This window comes from Pseudomonas sp. H3_A02, assembly GCF_054671965.1.
Map to the genome: position 1 here is coordinate 2,688,115 of NZ_CP162807.1, position 13,715 is coordinate 2,701,829.

Annotated in this window: 16 protein-coding genes and 1 tRNA gene; 12 read left to right on the forward strand and 5 right to left on the reverse strand. The window is 60.2% G+C overall.

Features of this window, described 5'->3' with window-relative positions; all coding sequences use genetic code 11:
- Window positions 1-47: 47 nt before the first annotated feature.
- The 12 genes from ruvA to AB4N80_RS11860 all read left to right on the forward strand — a co-directional run bounded on the left by ruvA (window position 48) and on the right by AB4N80_RS11860 (window position 8,891).
- Window positions 48-656: a Holliday junction branch migration protein RuvA gene (gene ruvA / locus AB4N80_RS11805; protein ID WP_053124616.1), complete on the forward strand. Its 609-nt coding sequence runs from the start codon at window positions 48-50 to the stop codon at window positions 654-656.
- Window positions 657-1,718, forward strand: coding sequence for a Holliday junction branch migration DNA helicase RuvB (gene ruvB, locus AB4N80_RS11810; RefSeq protein WP_003178599.1), 1,062 nt, complete (start codon window positions 657-659; stop codon window positions 1,716-1,718).
- 127 nt (window positions 1,719-1,845) lie between these two features.
- Window positions 1,846-2,313: a tol-pal system-associated acyl-CoA thioesterase gene (ybgC, locus tag AB4N80_RS11815; RefSeq protein ID WP_003205037.1), complete on the forward strand. Its 468-nt coding sequence runs from the start codon at window positions 1,846-1,848 to the stop codon at window positions 2,311-2,313.
- Window positions 2,303-2,998, forward strand: coding sequence for a protein TolQ (gene tolQ, locus AB4N80_RS11820; RefSeq protein ID WP_014339916.1), 696 nt, complete (start codon window positions 2,303-2,305; stop codon window positions 2,996-2,998). The genes ybgC and tolQ overlap by 11 nt, the downstream gene beginning before the upstream one ends.
- Window positions 2,999-3,021: 23 nt before the next feature.
- A complete protein-coding gene (tolR, locus tag AB4N80_RS11825) occupies window positions 3,022-3,474 on the forward strand; it encodes a protein TolR (RefSeq protein WP_161798348.1) in 453 nt (150 codons plus the stop codon).
- Complete coding sequence (gene tolA / locus AB4N80_RS11830) at window positions 3,474-4,553, forward strand: cell envelope integrity protein TolA (RefSeq protein WP_122569385.1); 1,080 nt, start codon at window positions 3,474-3,476, stop codon at window positions 4,551-4,553. The genes tolR and tolA overlap by 1 nt, the downstream gene beginning before the upstream one ends.
- Window positions 4,550-5,851, forward strand: a complete 1,302-nt coding sequence (tolB, locus tag AB4N80_RS11835) for a Tol-Pal system beta propeller repeat protein TolB (protein ID WP_063324614.1) — start codon at window positions 4,550-4,552, stop codon at window positions 5,849-5,851. Before tolA ends, tolB begins: the two co-directional genes overlap by 4 nt.
- Window positions 5,852-5,903: 52 nt before the next feature.
- Window positions 5,904-6,401 (forward strand): peptidoglycan-associated lipoprotein Pal, encoded by a 498-nt coding sequence (pal, locus tag AB4N80_RS11840; RefSeq protein WP_003205029.1) that lies wholly within the window; start codon window positions 5,904-5,906, stop codon window positions 6,399-6,401.
- A 6-nt stretch (window positions 6,402-6,407) separates the two neighbouring features.
- A complete protein-coding gene (ybgF, locus tag AB4N80_RS11845; RefSeq protein ID WP_122569384.1) occupies window positions 6,408-7,244 on the forward strand; it encodes a tol-pal system protein YbgF in 837 nt (278 codons plus the stop codon).
- Window positions 7,245-7,410: 166 nt separating this feature from the next.
- Complete coding sequence (gene queE / locus AB4N80_RS11850) at window positions 7,411-8,058, forward strand: 7-carboxy-7-deazaguanine synthase QueE (protein ID WP_122569383.1); 648 nt, start codon at window positions 7,411-7,413, stop codon at window positions 8,056-8,058.
- 19 nt (window positions 8,059-8,077) lie between these two features.
- Window positions 8,078-8,752, forward strand: a complete 675-nt coding sequence (queC, locus tag AB4N80_RS11855; RefSeq protein ID WP_163006903.1) for a 7-cyano-7-deazaguanine synthase QueC — start codon at window positions 8,078-8,080, stop codon at window positions 8,750-8,752.
- A 63-nt stretch (window positions 8,753-8,815) separates the two neighbouring features.
- Window positions 8,816-8,891: transfer RNA gene (locus AB4N80_RS11860), tRNA-Lys, on the forward strand.
- Between the two features lie 94 nt (window positions 8,892-8,985).
- Here the strand turns inward: AB4N80_RS11860 and AB4N80_RS11865 are convergent.
- The 5 genes from AB4N80_RS11865 to AB4N80_RS11885 all read right to left on the reverse strand — a co-directional run bounded on the left by AB4N80_RS11865 (window position 8,986) and on the right by AB4N80_RS11885 (window position 13,708).
- The gene (locus AB4N80_RS11865) at window positions 8,986-9,921 is read right to left on the reverse strand and encodes a LysR family transcriptional regulator (protein ID WP_305468230.1); all 936 of its coding nucleotides are present in this window, start codon (window positions 9,919-9,921) and stop codon (window positions 8,986-8,988) included.
- A 117-nt stretch (window positions 9,922-10,038) separates the two neighbouring features.
- Window positions 10,039-11,226 (reverse strand): cyanate transporter, encoded by a 1,188-nt coding sequence (locus AB4N80_RS11870; RefSeq protein WP_460082119.1) that lies wholly within the window; start codon window positions 11,224-11,226, stop codon window positions 10,039-10,041.
- Between the two features lie 249 nt (window positions 11,227-11,475).
- A complete protein-coding gene (copD, locus tag AB4N80_RS11875) occupies window positions 11,476-12,390 on the reverse strand; it encodes a copper homeostasis membrane protein CopD (protein ID WP_305491007.1) in 915 nt (304 codons plus the stop codon).
- A 4-nt stretch (window positions 12,391-12,394) separates the two neighbouring features.
- Complete coding sequence (gene copC, locus AB4N80_RS11880) at window positions 12,395-12,772, reverse strand: copper homeostasis periplasmic binding protein CopC (RefSeq protein WP_122569378.1); 378 nt, start codon at window positions 12,770-12,772, stop codon at window positions 12,395-12,397.
- A gap of 42 nt (window positions 12,773-12,814) precedes the next feature.
- Complete coding sequence (locus AB4N80_RS11885; protein ID WP_460082124.1) at window positions 12,815-13,708, reverse strand: copper resistance protein B; 894 nt, start codon at window positions 13,706-13,708, stop codon at window positions 12,815-12,817.
- Window positions 13,709-13,715: the final 7 nt, after the last annotated feature.

The following is a 13,715-nucleotide window of genomic DNA, read 5'->3' on the forward strand; positions in this document are numbered from 1 at the left end:
TGTTATTCGCCAGCCCGCGGGCTGGCCAACACCCAAGGATCTGAAACGTGATTGGACGCTTGCGCGGCACCCTGGCTGAAAAACAGCCGCCGCACCTGATTCTGGATGTAAATGGCCTGGGCTATGAGCTGGAAGTGCCCATGACCACGCTGTATCGCTTGCCGTCGGTCGGCGAGCCGCTGACCCTGCACACCCATTTGGTCGTGCGCGAGGATGCGCAGTTACTCTATGGTTTCGTCGGCAAGCGCGAGCGGGATTTCTTCCGCGAGTTGATCCGTCTCAATGGCGTCGGCCCGAAACTGGCCCTGGCCTTGATGTCGAGCCTGGAAGTCGACGAATTGGTGCGTTGCGTGCAGTCCCAGGACACCTCGGCCCTGACCAAGGTGCCGGGGGTGGGCAAGAAAACCGCCGAGCGCCTGCTGGTCGAACTCAAGGACCGCTTCAAGGCCTGGGAGGCGGTGCCGGCGATGTTCGCCCTGGTGCCGAACCAGCCGGACGCGCCGGTGCCTGCGGTCAGCGCCGAAAACGATGCGGTCACTGCGCTGATCTCCCTGGGCTACAAGCCGCAGGAGGCCAGCAAGGCGATTTCCGCCATCAAGGAAAAAGGCCTGAGCACCGAAGACATGATTCGCCGTGCCCTGAAGGGAATGATTTAAGTGATTGAAGCTGACCGTCTGATCGCTGCCACGGGCGCGCCCCGTGACCGCGAGGAAATCCAGGACCGCGCGATTCGTCCTGTCAGCCTGGCCGACTACATCGGCCAACCGACCGTGCGCGAGCAGATGGAGCTGTTCATCCAGGCGGCCCGTGGGCGCAGCGAGTCCCTGGACCACACCTTGATCTTCGGCCCGCCGGGCCTGGGCAAGACTACCCTGGCCAACATCATCGCCCAGGAAATGGGTGTTTCGATCAAAAGCACGTCGGGGCCGGTGCTTGAACGGCCGGGCGACCTGGCGGCGCTGCTGACCAACCTTGAGCCCCATGACGTGCTCTTCATCGACGAAATCCATCGTTTGTCGCCGATCGTCGAGGAAGTGCTTTACCCAGCCATGGAAGATTTTCAGCTCGACATCATGATTGGCGAAGGGCCGGCGGCGCGCTCCATCAAGCTCGACCTGCCGCCGTTCACCCTGGTGGGCGCCACCACCCGCGCCGGCATGCTGACCAACCCGTTGCGGGACCGTTTCGGTATCGTCCAGCGCCTGGAGTTCTACAACAACGCCGACCTGGCGACGATTGTCAGCCGCTCGGCGGGCATCCTCGGGTTGCCGCTGGACCCGGACGGTGCGTATGAGATCGCCCGGCGTGCCCGGGGTACGCCGCGGATCGCCAACCGTCTGCTGCGCCGGGTCCGGGATTTTGCCGAAGTTCGGGCCAAAGGCCACATCACCAAACCGATTGCCGACCTGGCGTTGAACCTGCTGGACATCGACGAGCGTGGTTTCGATCACCAGGACCGGCGTCTGCTGCTGACCATGATCGAGAAGTTCGACGGTGGCCCGGTGGGCGTGGACAGCCTGGCGGCGGCCATCAGCGAAGAGCGTCACACCATTGAAGATGTGCTGGAACCGTATCTGATCCAACAGGGCTACATCATGCGCACCCCCCGTGGACGAGTGGTGACCCGCCATGCTTATCTGCACTTTGGCTTAAACATCCCGACACGAATGGGCGAGATGCCGGTGGTAGACGAATTCCTCGATGCCGTGGACGATTGAACGAGCTCTGTTCGCCGACTTTTTTCCGGTTCGTGCTGTCCCAGACGACGTCTGGAGCGTCAATGCGTTCGAGAATGAAAAAACAGTTGCCAGGCCGATTGGCAACCTGAGGAGTAAGCACTAGAGTATGCGCGCGCAAAACGGGCTGGAGTCGTTCGCACATCGCTGTCGCGTTTATTACGAGGACACCGATGCTGGCGGCATCGTCTACTACGTCAATTACCTCAAGTTTATGGAACGGGCTCGAACCGAACGGCTGCGGGAACTGGGTTTTGCCCAATCCGCACTCGCAGGGGAGGACCTGTTATTCGTCGTGCATTCCAGCGAAGCGCGTTACCACGCGCCGGCGCGACTGGACGACGAACTGGTGGTAAGTGCCGATGTCATCGAATTGAACCGTGTCAGCCTGCGTTTCAAGCAGCAGGTCAGGCGGGCTACGGATAATGTGCTGCTCTGCGAAGGGCAGTTTTTGGTGGCCTGTGTGCGCACCCATAGTTTGAAACCCCGGGCCATTCCCGAAGCTCTACGCGCGGCCTTTGCCGGCGTGAGCGGCGCGGGTACACACTCAGAGCAGGAGATAAAGCGTGGAAGCTAACGTCGTCGACCATTCCTCCATGTGGAGCCTGGTCAGCAATGCCAGCGTCGTGGTGCAACTGGTAATGCTGACCCTGGTAGCCGCATCGGTGACCTCATGGATCATGATCTTTCAGCGCAGCAACATGCTGCGCGCCGGTCGCCGTGCCCTGGAGAGCTTCGAGGAGCGCTTCTGGTCCGGTATCGACCTGTCCAAGCTCTATCGCCAGGCTGGCAGCAACCCGGACCCGGATTCGGGCGTCGAGCAGATCTTCCGTGCCGGCTTCAAGGAATTCTCCCGCTTGCGCCAGCAGCCGGGCGTCGACCCTGAGGCGGTGATGGAAGGTGTGGCTCGCGCCATGCGCGTCGCCATTTCCCGCGAGGAAGAAAAGCTCGAGCAGGGCCTGTCGTTCCTGGCCACCGTTGGTTCGGTAAGCCCGTACATCGGTCTGTTCGGTACCGTGTGGGGGATCATGAACTCCTTCCGCGGCCTGGCTTCCGCCCAGCAAGCGACCCTGGCCACCGTGGCCCCGGGCATCGCCGAGGCACTGATCGCCACCGCCATCGGTCTGTTCGCGGCCATCCCGGCCGTTATCGCCTACAACCGCTTCGCTGCCCGCAGCGAAATGCTGACCGGCCGTTACTACACCTTCGCCGATGAATTCCAGGCGATCCTGCACCGTAAAGTGCACACCAGCGAAGAATAAGCAGGTATTTCCCAATGGCTTTAATCGCTCGAGCCCGAAAAAAGCGCAAGCCGGTTGCCGAGATGAACGTGGTGCCCTACATCGACGTGATGTTGGTGCTGCTGGTCATCTTCATGGTGACCGCGCCCATGCTCAATCAGGGCGTGAAGGTCGATCTGCCCAAGGTTTCCAGCGAAGCCTTGCCGCAGGACAACAACACCCAGGTACTGACCATTTCGATCAAGGCTGACAAGACCTACTACTGGAACCTTGGCAGTGAAGTGGACACCGAGAAGCAGCAGGACCGGGCCATGACCTTGCCGCAGATGACCGATGCGGTGACCAAGATCATTCGTGTCGGCAACGACGCCGGCAAGCGCACCCAGGTGTTCATTCGTGGCGACAAGACTGTCGACTACGGTGCCGTGATGGGCGCCATGGGCGGCCTGCAGAAAGCCGGGGTCGGTAATGTTGGCTTGATCACCGAGGCCCCCTGATGCAGCAACAGCGAGAGCCGTCCGCCTCGGAAAGCTATTTCTGGCCCAGTGTCCTGGCCATCGGCCTGCATGTGCTGGTGTTCGGCATGCTGTTCGTCAGTTTTGCCATGACCCCGGAGCTGCCACCGGCCAAGCCGATCGTGCAGGCGACGTTGTACCAGCTCAAATCGAAAAGCCAGGCCACCACCCAGACCAACCAGAAGCTTGCCGGTGAGGCGAAGAAATCCGCCGCGCGCCAGACCGAAGTCGAGCAGATGGAGCAGAAGAAGGTCGAGCAGGAAGCGATAAAGGCTGCGGAACAAAAGAAAGAGGAAGCGGCTCAAAAAGCCGAGGAAGCCAAGAAGGCCGATGAGGCGAAGAAAGCGGACGAGGCGAAAAAGGCTGACGAAGCCAAGAAAGCCGACGAAGCGAAGAAAACCGCCGAGGCCAAAAAGGCAGAAGAGAAACAATTGGCTGATATAGCCAAGAAGAAAGCCGAAGAAGAAGCCAAGAAAGCCGCTGAAGAAGAGGCCAAGAAAGCGGCCGCTGAAGAAGCGAAGAAAAAGATCGTCGAGGACGCGAAGAAAAAAGCGGCCGAAGACGCCAAGAAGAAAGCTGAAGCTGACGAGGCGAAAAAGAAAGTCGCCGAAGACGCGAAGAAGAAAGCCGCCGCCGACGCCGCCAAGAAAAAGGCCCAGGACGCAGCGCGTAAATCCGCCGAAGACAAAAAGGCCCAGGCCTTGGCAGATTTGCTTTCCGACACGCCGGAGCGCCAGCAGGCCTTGGCCGATGAGCAGGGCGATGAAGTCGCCGGCAGCTACGATGATCTGATTCGCGCCCGAGCGGCAGAAGGCTGGGCTCGTCCACCTTCGGCGCGCAAAGGCATGACGGTAGTATTGCAAATCGGCATGTTGCCCGATGGTACGGTTACCTCGGTCAGCGTCGCCAAGTCCAGTGGTGACGGTCCGTTCGACGCTTCGGCGGTCGCTGCGGTCAAGAACATTGGGCGTTTGACGGAAATGCAAGGAATGAAACCGAGCGACTTTGCTCCCTATCGTTCATTCAAGATGACATTCACACCTGAGGATCTAGCCTTGTGAGAAACCTTCTTCGATCAATGCTGGTCGTTATCTGCTGCCTGGCAGGGATAGCGGTAGCAGAGGAAAAGAACATCCTGGTCACCAGCGGCAGCGACCGGGCCACCCCGATCGCCGTCGTACCGTTCGGCTGGCAGGGCGGTAACGTCCTGCCGGACGACATGGCGGAAATCATCGGCAACGACCTGCGCAACTCGGGTTACTACGCGCCGATTCCGAAGCAGAACATGATCAGCCTGCCAACCCAGGCCAGCGAAGTCATCTACCGTGACTGGAAGGCCCTGGGCGCCCAGTACATCATGGTCGGCAGCATCGTTCCGGCCGGCGGTCGCCTGCAGGTGCAGTACGCCCTGTTCAACGTCGCCACCGAGCAGCAAGTGCTGACCGGCAGCGTGTCGGGTAGCGTCGATCAGTTGCGCGACATGGCGCACTACATCGCCGACCAGTCGTTCGAGAAACTCACCGGCATCAAGGGCGCGTTCTCCACCCGCATGCTCTACGTGACGGCCGAGCGTTTCTCCGAAAACAATACCCGCTACACCCTGCAGCGTTCCGACTATGACGGCGCGCGGGCGGTGACCTTGCTGCAATCGCGCGAGCCGATCCTGTCGCCGCGCTTCGCCCCCGATGGCAAGCGCATCGCCTATGTCTCGTTCGAGCAGAAGCGTCCGCGTATTTTCGTGCAGCACATCGACACCGGTCGTCGTGAGCAAATCACCAACTTCGAAGGCCTGAACGGCGCGCCAGCCTGGTCACCGGATGGTTCGCGCCTGGCGTTCGTGCTGTCCAAGGACGGCAACCCGGACATCTACGTGATGAACCTGGCCTCGCGTTCGATCTCCCGTGTGACCAACGGTCCGGGCATCAACACCGAGCCGTTCTGGGGCAAGGATGGCTCGACCATCTACTTCACCTCCGACCGCGGCGGCAAGCCACAGATCTACAAGACCAGTGCCGGTGGTGGCGGTGCCGAACGCGTGACCTTCGTCGGTAACTACAACGCCAACCCTAAATTGTCGGCGGACGAAAAGACTCTGGTGATGATCCATCGCCAGGACGGTTTCACCAATTTCAAGGTGGCGGCCCAGGATTTGCAGCGCGGTAGCGTAAAAATCCTCACTGATAGCACTCTGGACGAGTCACCCACTGTTGCGCCCAACGGCACCATGGTAATCTACGCCACCCGCCAGCAGGGCCGGGGAGTCTTGATGCTCGTGTCCATTAATGGACGCGTGAGGCTCCCGCTTCCTACCGCACAAGGCGAAGTCAGAGAACCGTCCTGGTCCCCTTACCTGAACTGACGCGGCGCAATACGTTTTACTTAACACACTGGGGTTCATTAGGAGTTTCACGATGGAAATGCTGAAGTTTGGTAAATTTGCTGCGCTGGCTCTGGCCATGGCTGTAGCTGTAGGTTGCTCGTCCAAAGGCGGCGACAATGCCGGTGAAGGCGCTGTTGATCCAAACGCTGGTTACGGCGCTAACACTGGTGCAGTTGACGGCTCCCTGAGCGAAGAAGCTGCTCTGCGCGCAATCACCACCTTCTACTTCGAATACGACAGCTCGGACCTGAAGCCAGAAGCCATGCGCGCTCTGGACGTTCACGCCAAAGACCTGAAGTCGAACGGCGCTCGCGTTGTTCTGGAAGGCAACACCGACGAACGTGGTACTCGTGAGTACAACATGGCACTGGGCGAGCGTCGTGCGAAAGCCGTTCAACGCTACCTGGTACTGCAAGGTGTTTCCCCAGCTCAGCTGGAACTGGTTTCCTACGGCGAAGAGCGTCCAGTTGCTACCGGCAACGACGAGCAGTCCTGGGCTCAAAACCGTCGCGTCGAACTGCGTAAGTAATTCGTCATGCGAACGTGCCGTCGTGCTGTAACTGTTCTGGCTCTCAGCCTTGCGCCGCTTGCGGCGTGGGCTGCGGTTCCTGTGGTCGATAACGATGCCGGCTATAACAATAGCGGGAGTAGTTATCCGCCTGCAGGTTACGGTACGAACGGCGCCTATGCCGGGGGAGGGGTTTCGGCCCCTGTCTCGGCACAGGGCGAGCTGTTCAACCAGCTCCAACAAATGCAGGATCAGCTGTCGCGCCAGCAAGGCGTGATTGAAGTTCTGCAAAATGATATTTCGCGCATGAAGCAGGAAAACCTGGAGCGATACCAGGATCTTGATCGGCGCATAGGAACCGGTGTTGCACCTGCCGCGACTCCTGAGAATTCTCCTGCCGGTGGCGACTTGAATGCCCCCGGTGCAGCCGCAGCCGCAGGCGCTGGGGCTACTGCTCCAGCACCGGCCGCCGGTGGCGAGCCGGCTGATCCGGCGAAGGAAAAGCTCTATTACGATGCTGCCTTCGATCTGATCAAGGCCAAGGATTTCGACAAGGCCAGCCAGGCCTTCGCCGCTTTCCTGCGCAAATACCCAAACAGCCAGTACGCAGGTAATGCCCAATACTGGCTGGGCGAAGTGAACCTGGCCAAGGGCGACCTGCAAGGCGCCGGCCAGGCGTTCGCCAAGGTGTCGCAACTGTATCCCAAGCACGCCAAAGTGCCGGATTCGCTGTACAAGCTGGCTGACGTAGAGCGCCGCCTCGGTCATACCGACAAGGTCAAAGGCATTTTGCAGCAGGTGGTGGCCCAATACCCGGGCACATCCGCCGCCCAACTGGCCCAGCGTGATCTGCAACGCATGTAAGCCGGCTTGAGCTGTTTTGAAGAAACCCGCGCCTGTCGCGGGTTTTTTCGTTAGAATTCACGCCCTTTTTATGAAACACGCTTTTTGGGATCTGCGCGTTGGCGGGGTTCCTCGAAGTGCCTGACGGAGGCGGACAGCCTGTTTAGCTGTTACGCCCGTGGCGACTATGCAAGACACATTGAGAATCACCGAAGTTTTTTACTCGTTGCAGGGTGAAACGCGAACGGCTGGGCTGCCCACGGTATTCGTGCGCCTCACCGGTTGTCCGTTGCGTTGCCAGTACTGCGACAGCGCCTACGCCTTCAGCGGCGGCACCGTGCGTACCCTCGACGATATCCTGGAGCAAGTGGCCAGTTATCGTCCGCGTTATGTCTGTGTCACGGGCGGCGAGCCCTTGGCGCAACCCAACGCGATCCCTTTGCTCAAGCAGTTGTGTGATGCCGGTTACGAGGTGTCGCTGGAAACCAGCGGCGCCCTGGATATCTCGGCCGTCGACCCGCGTGTCAGCCGCGTCGTGGACCTGAAAACCCCAGGCTCCAAGGAAGCGCACCGCAACCGCTATGAGAATATCGAACTGCTGACGCTCAACGATCAGGTCAAGTTCGTGATCTGTTCGCGAGAGGATTACGACTGGGCTGTGTCCAAGTTGATCCAGTACGGGCTCGACCAGCGGGCTGGCGAAGTGTTGTTGTCGCCGAGTCATCACGATTTGAGCGCCCGGGAACTGGCGGATTGGGTGGTGGCGGATAACTTGCCGGTGCGCCTGCAATTGCAGCTGCATAAATATCTTTGGAACGACGAGCCGGGGCGCTGAGATGACTGAACATTCGAACATGGCTGAAAAACGTGCGGTCATCCTGTTGTCAGGTGGCCTGGATTCGGCCACGGTCGTGGCCATGGCCCGTGCCGAAGGCTACCGCTGCTACACCATGAGTTTCGACTATGGCCAGCGCCACCGCGCAGAGCTGCACGCCGCTGAGCGGGTTGCCCGGGACCTGGGCGCGGTGGAGCACAAAGTGATCGGCCTGAACCTCAACGGTATCGGCGGCTCGGCCCTGACCGACAGTTCCATCGACGTGCCCGAGGCGCCTAGCGAGGGTATCCCGGTGACTTATGTGCCGGCGCGTAACACGGTGTTCCTGTCCCTGGCATTGGGCTGGGCCGAAGTGCTGGGCGCCCGTGACATTTTCATTGGCGTCAATGCCGTGGATTATTCCGGCTACCCGGACTGCCGCCCGGAGTTCGTCGAAGCGTTCGAGCGCATGGCCAACCTGGCGACCAAGGCCGGCGTCGAAGGGCAGGGTTTCCGCATCCAGGCGCCGTTGCAGAATCTCAGCAAGGCCGACATCGTCAAGGCGGGCGTGAAGCTTGGCGTGGACTACGGGCTCACCGTTTCCTGCTATCAGGCCGACGATCAGGGCCGCGCTTGCGGCAAATGTGACAGCTGCCGCCTGCGTGCAGAAGGCTTCGCGGCGGCGGGTGTGAGCGATCCAACCCGTTATTTTTGATTTATTTCAAATTAAGTGTTGAATAGTCCTTAGAAATCAGTATTATACGCGCCACCACACAGCGGGTCGTTAGCTCAGTTGGTAGAGCAGTTGGCTTTTAACCAATTGGTCGTAGGTTCGAATCCCACACGACCCACCATTTTTAGCTGTTTTAAAAGTCTGGAAGGCCCACGAAAGTGAGGATTTCCGGATTTTTTTTTGTCCGTGAAAAAGTCCACCAACCGAAGTGACCCTCAGAGCAGGCCCTCCTCGGCGCATACTTTCATGATCTGCTCGCGAAGCCAGATGTTTGCGCTGTCCTGGCTCGCTTTCTCGCTCCACATCATGTCCAGGGTAAAGTTCGGTAAACCCGTTGGTGGCTGGCGTTCGCCGAATCGTTCTTGATCGCAAATCAATGCCTGGATGCGCCGGGGCAATGTCAGGATAAAGTCGGTTCCAGCGATCAGGTTCAACGCTGCTACGTAGCTGTTGGCTCTTGCGACTATCTTGCGGCTATAACCTTGTCGAGCGAGCCAGCCATCGATCATGTTGGTGTCAGACGTCCACGGTGTTGGAAATACGTGCTGGCGGGCGGCAAACGCTTCCACGCTGAAGTCTCCTTGCGGCGCTGGGAAACTTTTATCGAGGACGCACACCAACTCGTCTTCGAGCAACACCTGTGATCGCAGACCTTTGACATCGCCATGGAAGTGCGGCCCGAAACAGACGACAAGATCGAAGCGATCATCCCGCAGTGCATCAGCTGGAATATCCCGATTAAATTTCGTCGTGTTGATGACCACCGCAAAGCGCTTGCCGATGAAGCGTTTGAGCAATTTGGGCAGGATCAGCAGTTCGAAGTATTCTGGCGCACAGAGGTTGAACGTGATTTCTTCCTGATTCGGATCGAATGTCTGGAAACCGGAATGGCATTTATTGATTGCCTCGAGGGCCCCCAGTATCTGGCCGTACATGGCGGTGGCTTTATGAGTGGGGCTCATGCCGGAGCGGGTATTGATAAACAGATCGTCTTCGAAACTGGTGCGCAGTTTCTTCAGGCAGTAGCTCACGGTTGACTGGCTGACGCATAAGGCCTCGGAGACCTGGGTGACGCTGCCCTGTTCGTACACTGCCACAAATACCATCAGGTCCTGCATGTCCAGCTTTCTGAGCAGGTTACTGACCAGCATCGGCTATTCTCGGCGTCATCCCTGCGTCTCTCTTTGTCCTGACGAAAGTCTCCATTTATACATGAGCCTGGGGTTTTTATCCTTCAAACAGGGTGCTGGGCTCGCGACAAGCGCTGCCTAGTCAATATGCCGCGTGTATTGCTTGGGATCGAAACGCAGGACCATCAGGATCATCAGCGCCATGACGGCGGTGAGCGACCACCACGCCCATTCGAAGCTGCCCAACTGATCGCGAATCATCCCGGCAATCAAGGGCGAGAGCCCTGCGATCAGGTAGCCGATGCCTTGCACGAAGGCCGTCAGGCCACCGGCCCGTCGCGGGTTGTCCAAGTGGTCGAGGGAGACGATCAAACTCATCGGGAACAGGCCGCCGATGCCCAGTCCCAACAGGCAGGGCCACAACAGGCTGAAGCGTTCCGGGCTGAGGATCAGGCCGCAGAAGCCAGCCATGATCAATGCCAGTAACACCGCGAGGACCAGGCGTTTATCCTGGCTGCGGTTGGCAATCGCCGGGGTGACGAGGCCGGACAGCACTTCCATGGCCGTGAGGAACCCCAGCAGCAGGCCCGCGTGTTGTTCGCTCCAGCCTTTTTCCACGTAGTACGGGGCCAGCCAGGCCAGTACACAGGTGTAGGAGGCGGTGCCCAGGCCGAAGAAAGTCGCCAGCAGCCAAGCCCGGGAATTGCTGAAGAATGACGCTTGCTGCCGGATCTGGGCTTCGGGCAGTGGCGTCACGGCTGCGCGCTGGGCGTACCAGCAACCCAGGGCGACCAACGCCAACAGTGCCCAGATCGCCAGACCGATGCGCCAACTGCCGGTTTGCGCCAGGACAAAAGGCGAAAACGATGCGGCAAGCGCCGCCCCGCCCATGATCGACGTGACATACAGCCCCATGAACAGCGAGACGTTGTCGGCATAGCGCGACTTGATCAGCGCCGGCATCACTGCCTGGATCAGCGCGATGCCGAGCCCGGCCAACACCGCGCTGATGATCAACTCGGCGGCGCTGTCCAGGTACAAGCGTGAGGCCGTGGCGATACCGATGATCAACAACGACAGAACGATGGTGCGGTGCTCACCGATGCGCAGGGCGATGCGCATGCCCAGGAACATCGCCAGGCCCATGGCCATGACCGGCAACATGGTCAGCAGTGAGGCGGTGCTGAAGCTTAGGGGGACCTCGCCGCGAATGGCCGACAGCAACGGACCGACTGCGGCCATCGAGGGCCGCAGGTTCAGCGCCACCAACACGATGCTGACCATCAGCCAGACGGCGTGAGTGCTTGATGTTCGAACGTTTTCCATAACAGAGCCTTGGCTAAAACAATGCATCATTTAGGCTGGGGAGCTGCGATGGGGCAAACTGAAAACTGGCGTTGTATATTGAAAAACTAAATAGCACACAGATTATGGTCACAACGCAGACCCTGTGGGAGCGAGCTTGCTCGCGATGGCGGCATAACAGGCAATATTAATGTTGGAAGTCATGACCTCATCGCGAGCAAGCTCGCTCCCACAGGTTTTTTGTGTGGTTGGAGTTCCTCTGGCCGCCTCCTAAGCGCCCATCCCCGGGCTCAACGTCCCCAGCCAAGCCACCAACCCCAGGATGACCACAGCCACAGAGAATTCCAGCACCATGCTGCGCCGTAGGGCTTTCACCGCGACCTTGTGCTCGCCGGTCTGTCGGGCCTGAGCCAGAAGTGGCGTCAGATGAAAACGGTTCAGCGCGGCGAACACCAGCATGGCCGCGAACAAGATGAGTTTGAGCGCCAGCAACTGACCGTAGGTGCTGTCCAGCAGCCCTGTGACACTGGGGCCGACGATGAACAGATAATTGACCACCCCTGTCACGCTGATGACCACCACGATCAGCGCCCCGGCGGTTTCGAACCCGGTCAATGTCCGGGCCAGCACCGCCAACGCAGGTTCGGCCTGGCGAAGCAGCAGGGCAAACGCGGCCAAGGCACCGACCCAGCCACCCGCCGCCCACAGGTGCAGGAAGTCAGTGAAGAAGTGCCAGTTACGGCGGGCGCCTTCGTCCATCGCGCCGTGGCCTGCCCAGGCCAGGGTTGCCAAAGCCACCGCCCCGCCTAGCGCGACCAGGACGAGGCTGGCGGTCGGCCAACGCTGATTGAGCGTCACGGCGACACCGGCCAGCAGCAGCGCCGCCATGCGCAGCGTCCAACTCACGCCGACTTCGGTCTCCATCACCATCATTTCAATGTGCGGCCACAGTTCGGCCCACGCCGAAACACCGCTCATGGCCCAGGCCATGCACGCCATGGCGGCCAGGGAGAGCAAGCCGCCCAGCACTGCCGTGGTCAGCAGCAGCGGCGCGAAAGGCAACTGCGCTCCCGACACCCGCTCCTGGCCTCGCAGGCCATAAAGGCCAAACGCAGCCAGGCCGAACAGCAACATCAAATCCAGGTACAGGGTGAAGCGTAGTGCGATGTTGATCGAGTCGCTCATCAACTCACTTCACCTTGAACGTGACGTTGCCGGTGATCGGGTGAGTGTCGGACGACACTGCGCGCCATTGGACCTGGTAAGTGCCGGCGGTAAGCGGTGCATTCGGCGTGATGAGCATGGTTTTCGGATCGTCGCTGCCGGATACCTTGGCTGGCATGGGCATTGGCGAATGCGCCGCCATGCCCGGCATCGCGGTCATCATCAGCTTGGCGCCGGAAAACTGGGTCATCAGGTTTTCGGAAAAATGCAGCTCGATCTTGGCCGGCGCCGCCCCTTCGGTGCCATCGGCGGGGGTGGAGGTCAGCAGTTTCGGATGGGCCTGGGCCAGGCCACTGAGCAACAGGCCGGCGGACAAGGCGACGGCGGTTTTGATGAATGACATGCAAGGACTCCTACAGCTCGGTTTTTAGTTTTAGTGAACAGGTCAGAACCACATGCGTACGCCCAGCACCAGGCGCGCTTCGCTGCGGTCTTCGTCTTCTTCCCGGGCGTAGTCGGCGGTGTTGCCGTAGACCCGATTCCAGGTGACGCCAATGTAGGGTGCGAATTCGCGGCGTATTTCATAGCGCAGCCGCACGCCGAGCTCGGTGTCCGACAACCCCGAGCCGACGCCACGGGCGGGATCGTTCTTGCCATAGAAGTTGGCTTCGGCGGTGGGCTGCAGGATCAGGCGGTTGGTCAGCAAGATGTCGTAGTCGCCCTCCAGGCGCGCCGCGCTCTGGCCACCCTCGCCGATGAACGCGGTGGCCTCGGCTTCGAAGTTGTACAGCGCCATGCCTTGTACGCCGAAGGCGGCCCAGGTTTGCGGATCGCCTGGCTTGAAGTCCTGGCGCACGCCGACCACCACATCCCACCAGGGGCTGACGGCGTGGCCCCACAGGGCCTGCAATTCGGCTTCTTCGGTCTTGCCGTTGAGGCGTTCACCTTCGGAGCGCAGCCACAACCGGTCGATGTCGCCACCGATCCAGCCGGAGGCATCCCAGCTCAGGGCGCTGCCATCATCGGCGTCTTGCCATTCCAACTGGTCGATGAGGAAAAACGAGTGGATGGCACTGTCATGCACCGCGTGTCCGCCGTGATCCTCGTAGACGGCGGCGCGGTCGGCGGCGGTCAGTTCCGGGATCGGCGTGCGGCTGGTGGCAGGGGGCGTCTGCATGGGCTCCATGCCTTGCATCGAGTCCATGCCTTGCATCTGGCTGTGGTCCATTCCCGGCATCTGGCTGTGATCCATGCCGGGCATGTCATTGCTCGCGGCCCAGGCCGAGAGGCTGCTGCCAAAGGCAAGAATGGCCAAGGGGTATTTCACGATACGGGTCATGGTCGCT

What these genes read in the sequence shown, in the direction of transcription:
- AB4N80_RS11870 (WP_460082119.1), bottom strand. Translation starts at nt 11,226, where the DNA reads ATGGAAAACGTTCGAACATCAAGCACTCACGCCGTCTGGCTGATGGTC.
- copC (WP_122569378.1), bottom strand. Translation starts at nt 12,772, where the DNA reads ATGTCATTCATCAAAACCGCCGTCGCCTTGTCCGCCGGCCTGTTGCTC.
- copD (WP_305491007.1), bottom strand. Translation starts at nt 12,390, where the DNA reads ATGAGCGACTCGATCAACATCGCACTACGCTTCACCCTGTACCTGGAT.
- queC (WP_163006903.1), top strand. Translation starts at nt 8,078, where the DNA reads ATGGCTGAAAAACGTGCGGTCATCCTGTTGTCAGGTGGCCTGGATTCG.
- ybgF (WP_122569384.1), top strand. Translation starts at nt 6,408, where the DNA reads ATGCGAACGTGCCGTCGTGCTGTAACTGTTCTGGCTCTCAGCCTTGCG.
- AB4N80_RS11865 (WP_305468230.1), bottom strand. Translation starts at nt 9,921, where the DNA reads ATGCTGGTCAGTAACCTGCTCAGAAAGCTGGACATGCAGGACCTGATG.
- tolA (WP_122569385.1), top strand. Translation starts at nt 3,474, where the DNA reads ATGCAGCAACAGCGAGAGCCGTCCGCCTCGGAAAGCTATTTCTGGCCC.
- queE (WP_122569383.1), top strand. Translation starts at nt 7,411, where the DNA reads ATGCAAGACACATTGAGAATCACCGAAGTTTTTTACTCGTTGCAGGGT.
- pal (WP_003205029.1), top strand. Translation starts at nt 5,904, where the DNA reads ATGGAAATGCTGAAGTTTGGTAAATTTGCTGCGCTGGCTCTGGCCATG.
- AB4N80_RS11885 (WP_460082124.1), bottom strand. Translation starts at nt 13,708, where the DNA reads ATGACCCGTATCGTGAAATACCCCTTGGCCATTCTTGCCTTTGGCAGC.
- ybgC (WP_003205037.1), top strand. Translation starts at nt 1,846, where the DNA reads ATGCGCGCGCAAAACGGGCTGGAGTCGTTCGCACATCGCTGTCGCGTT.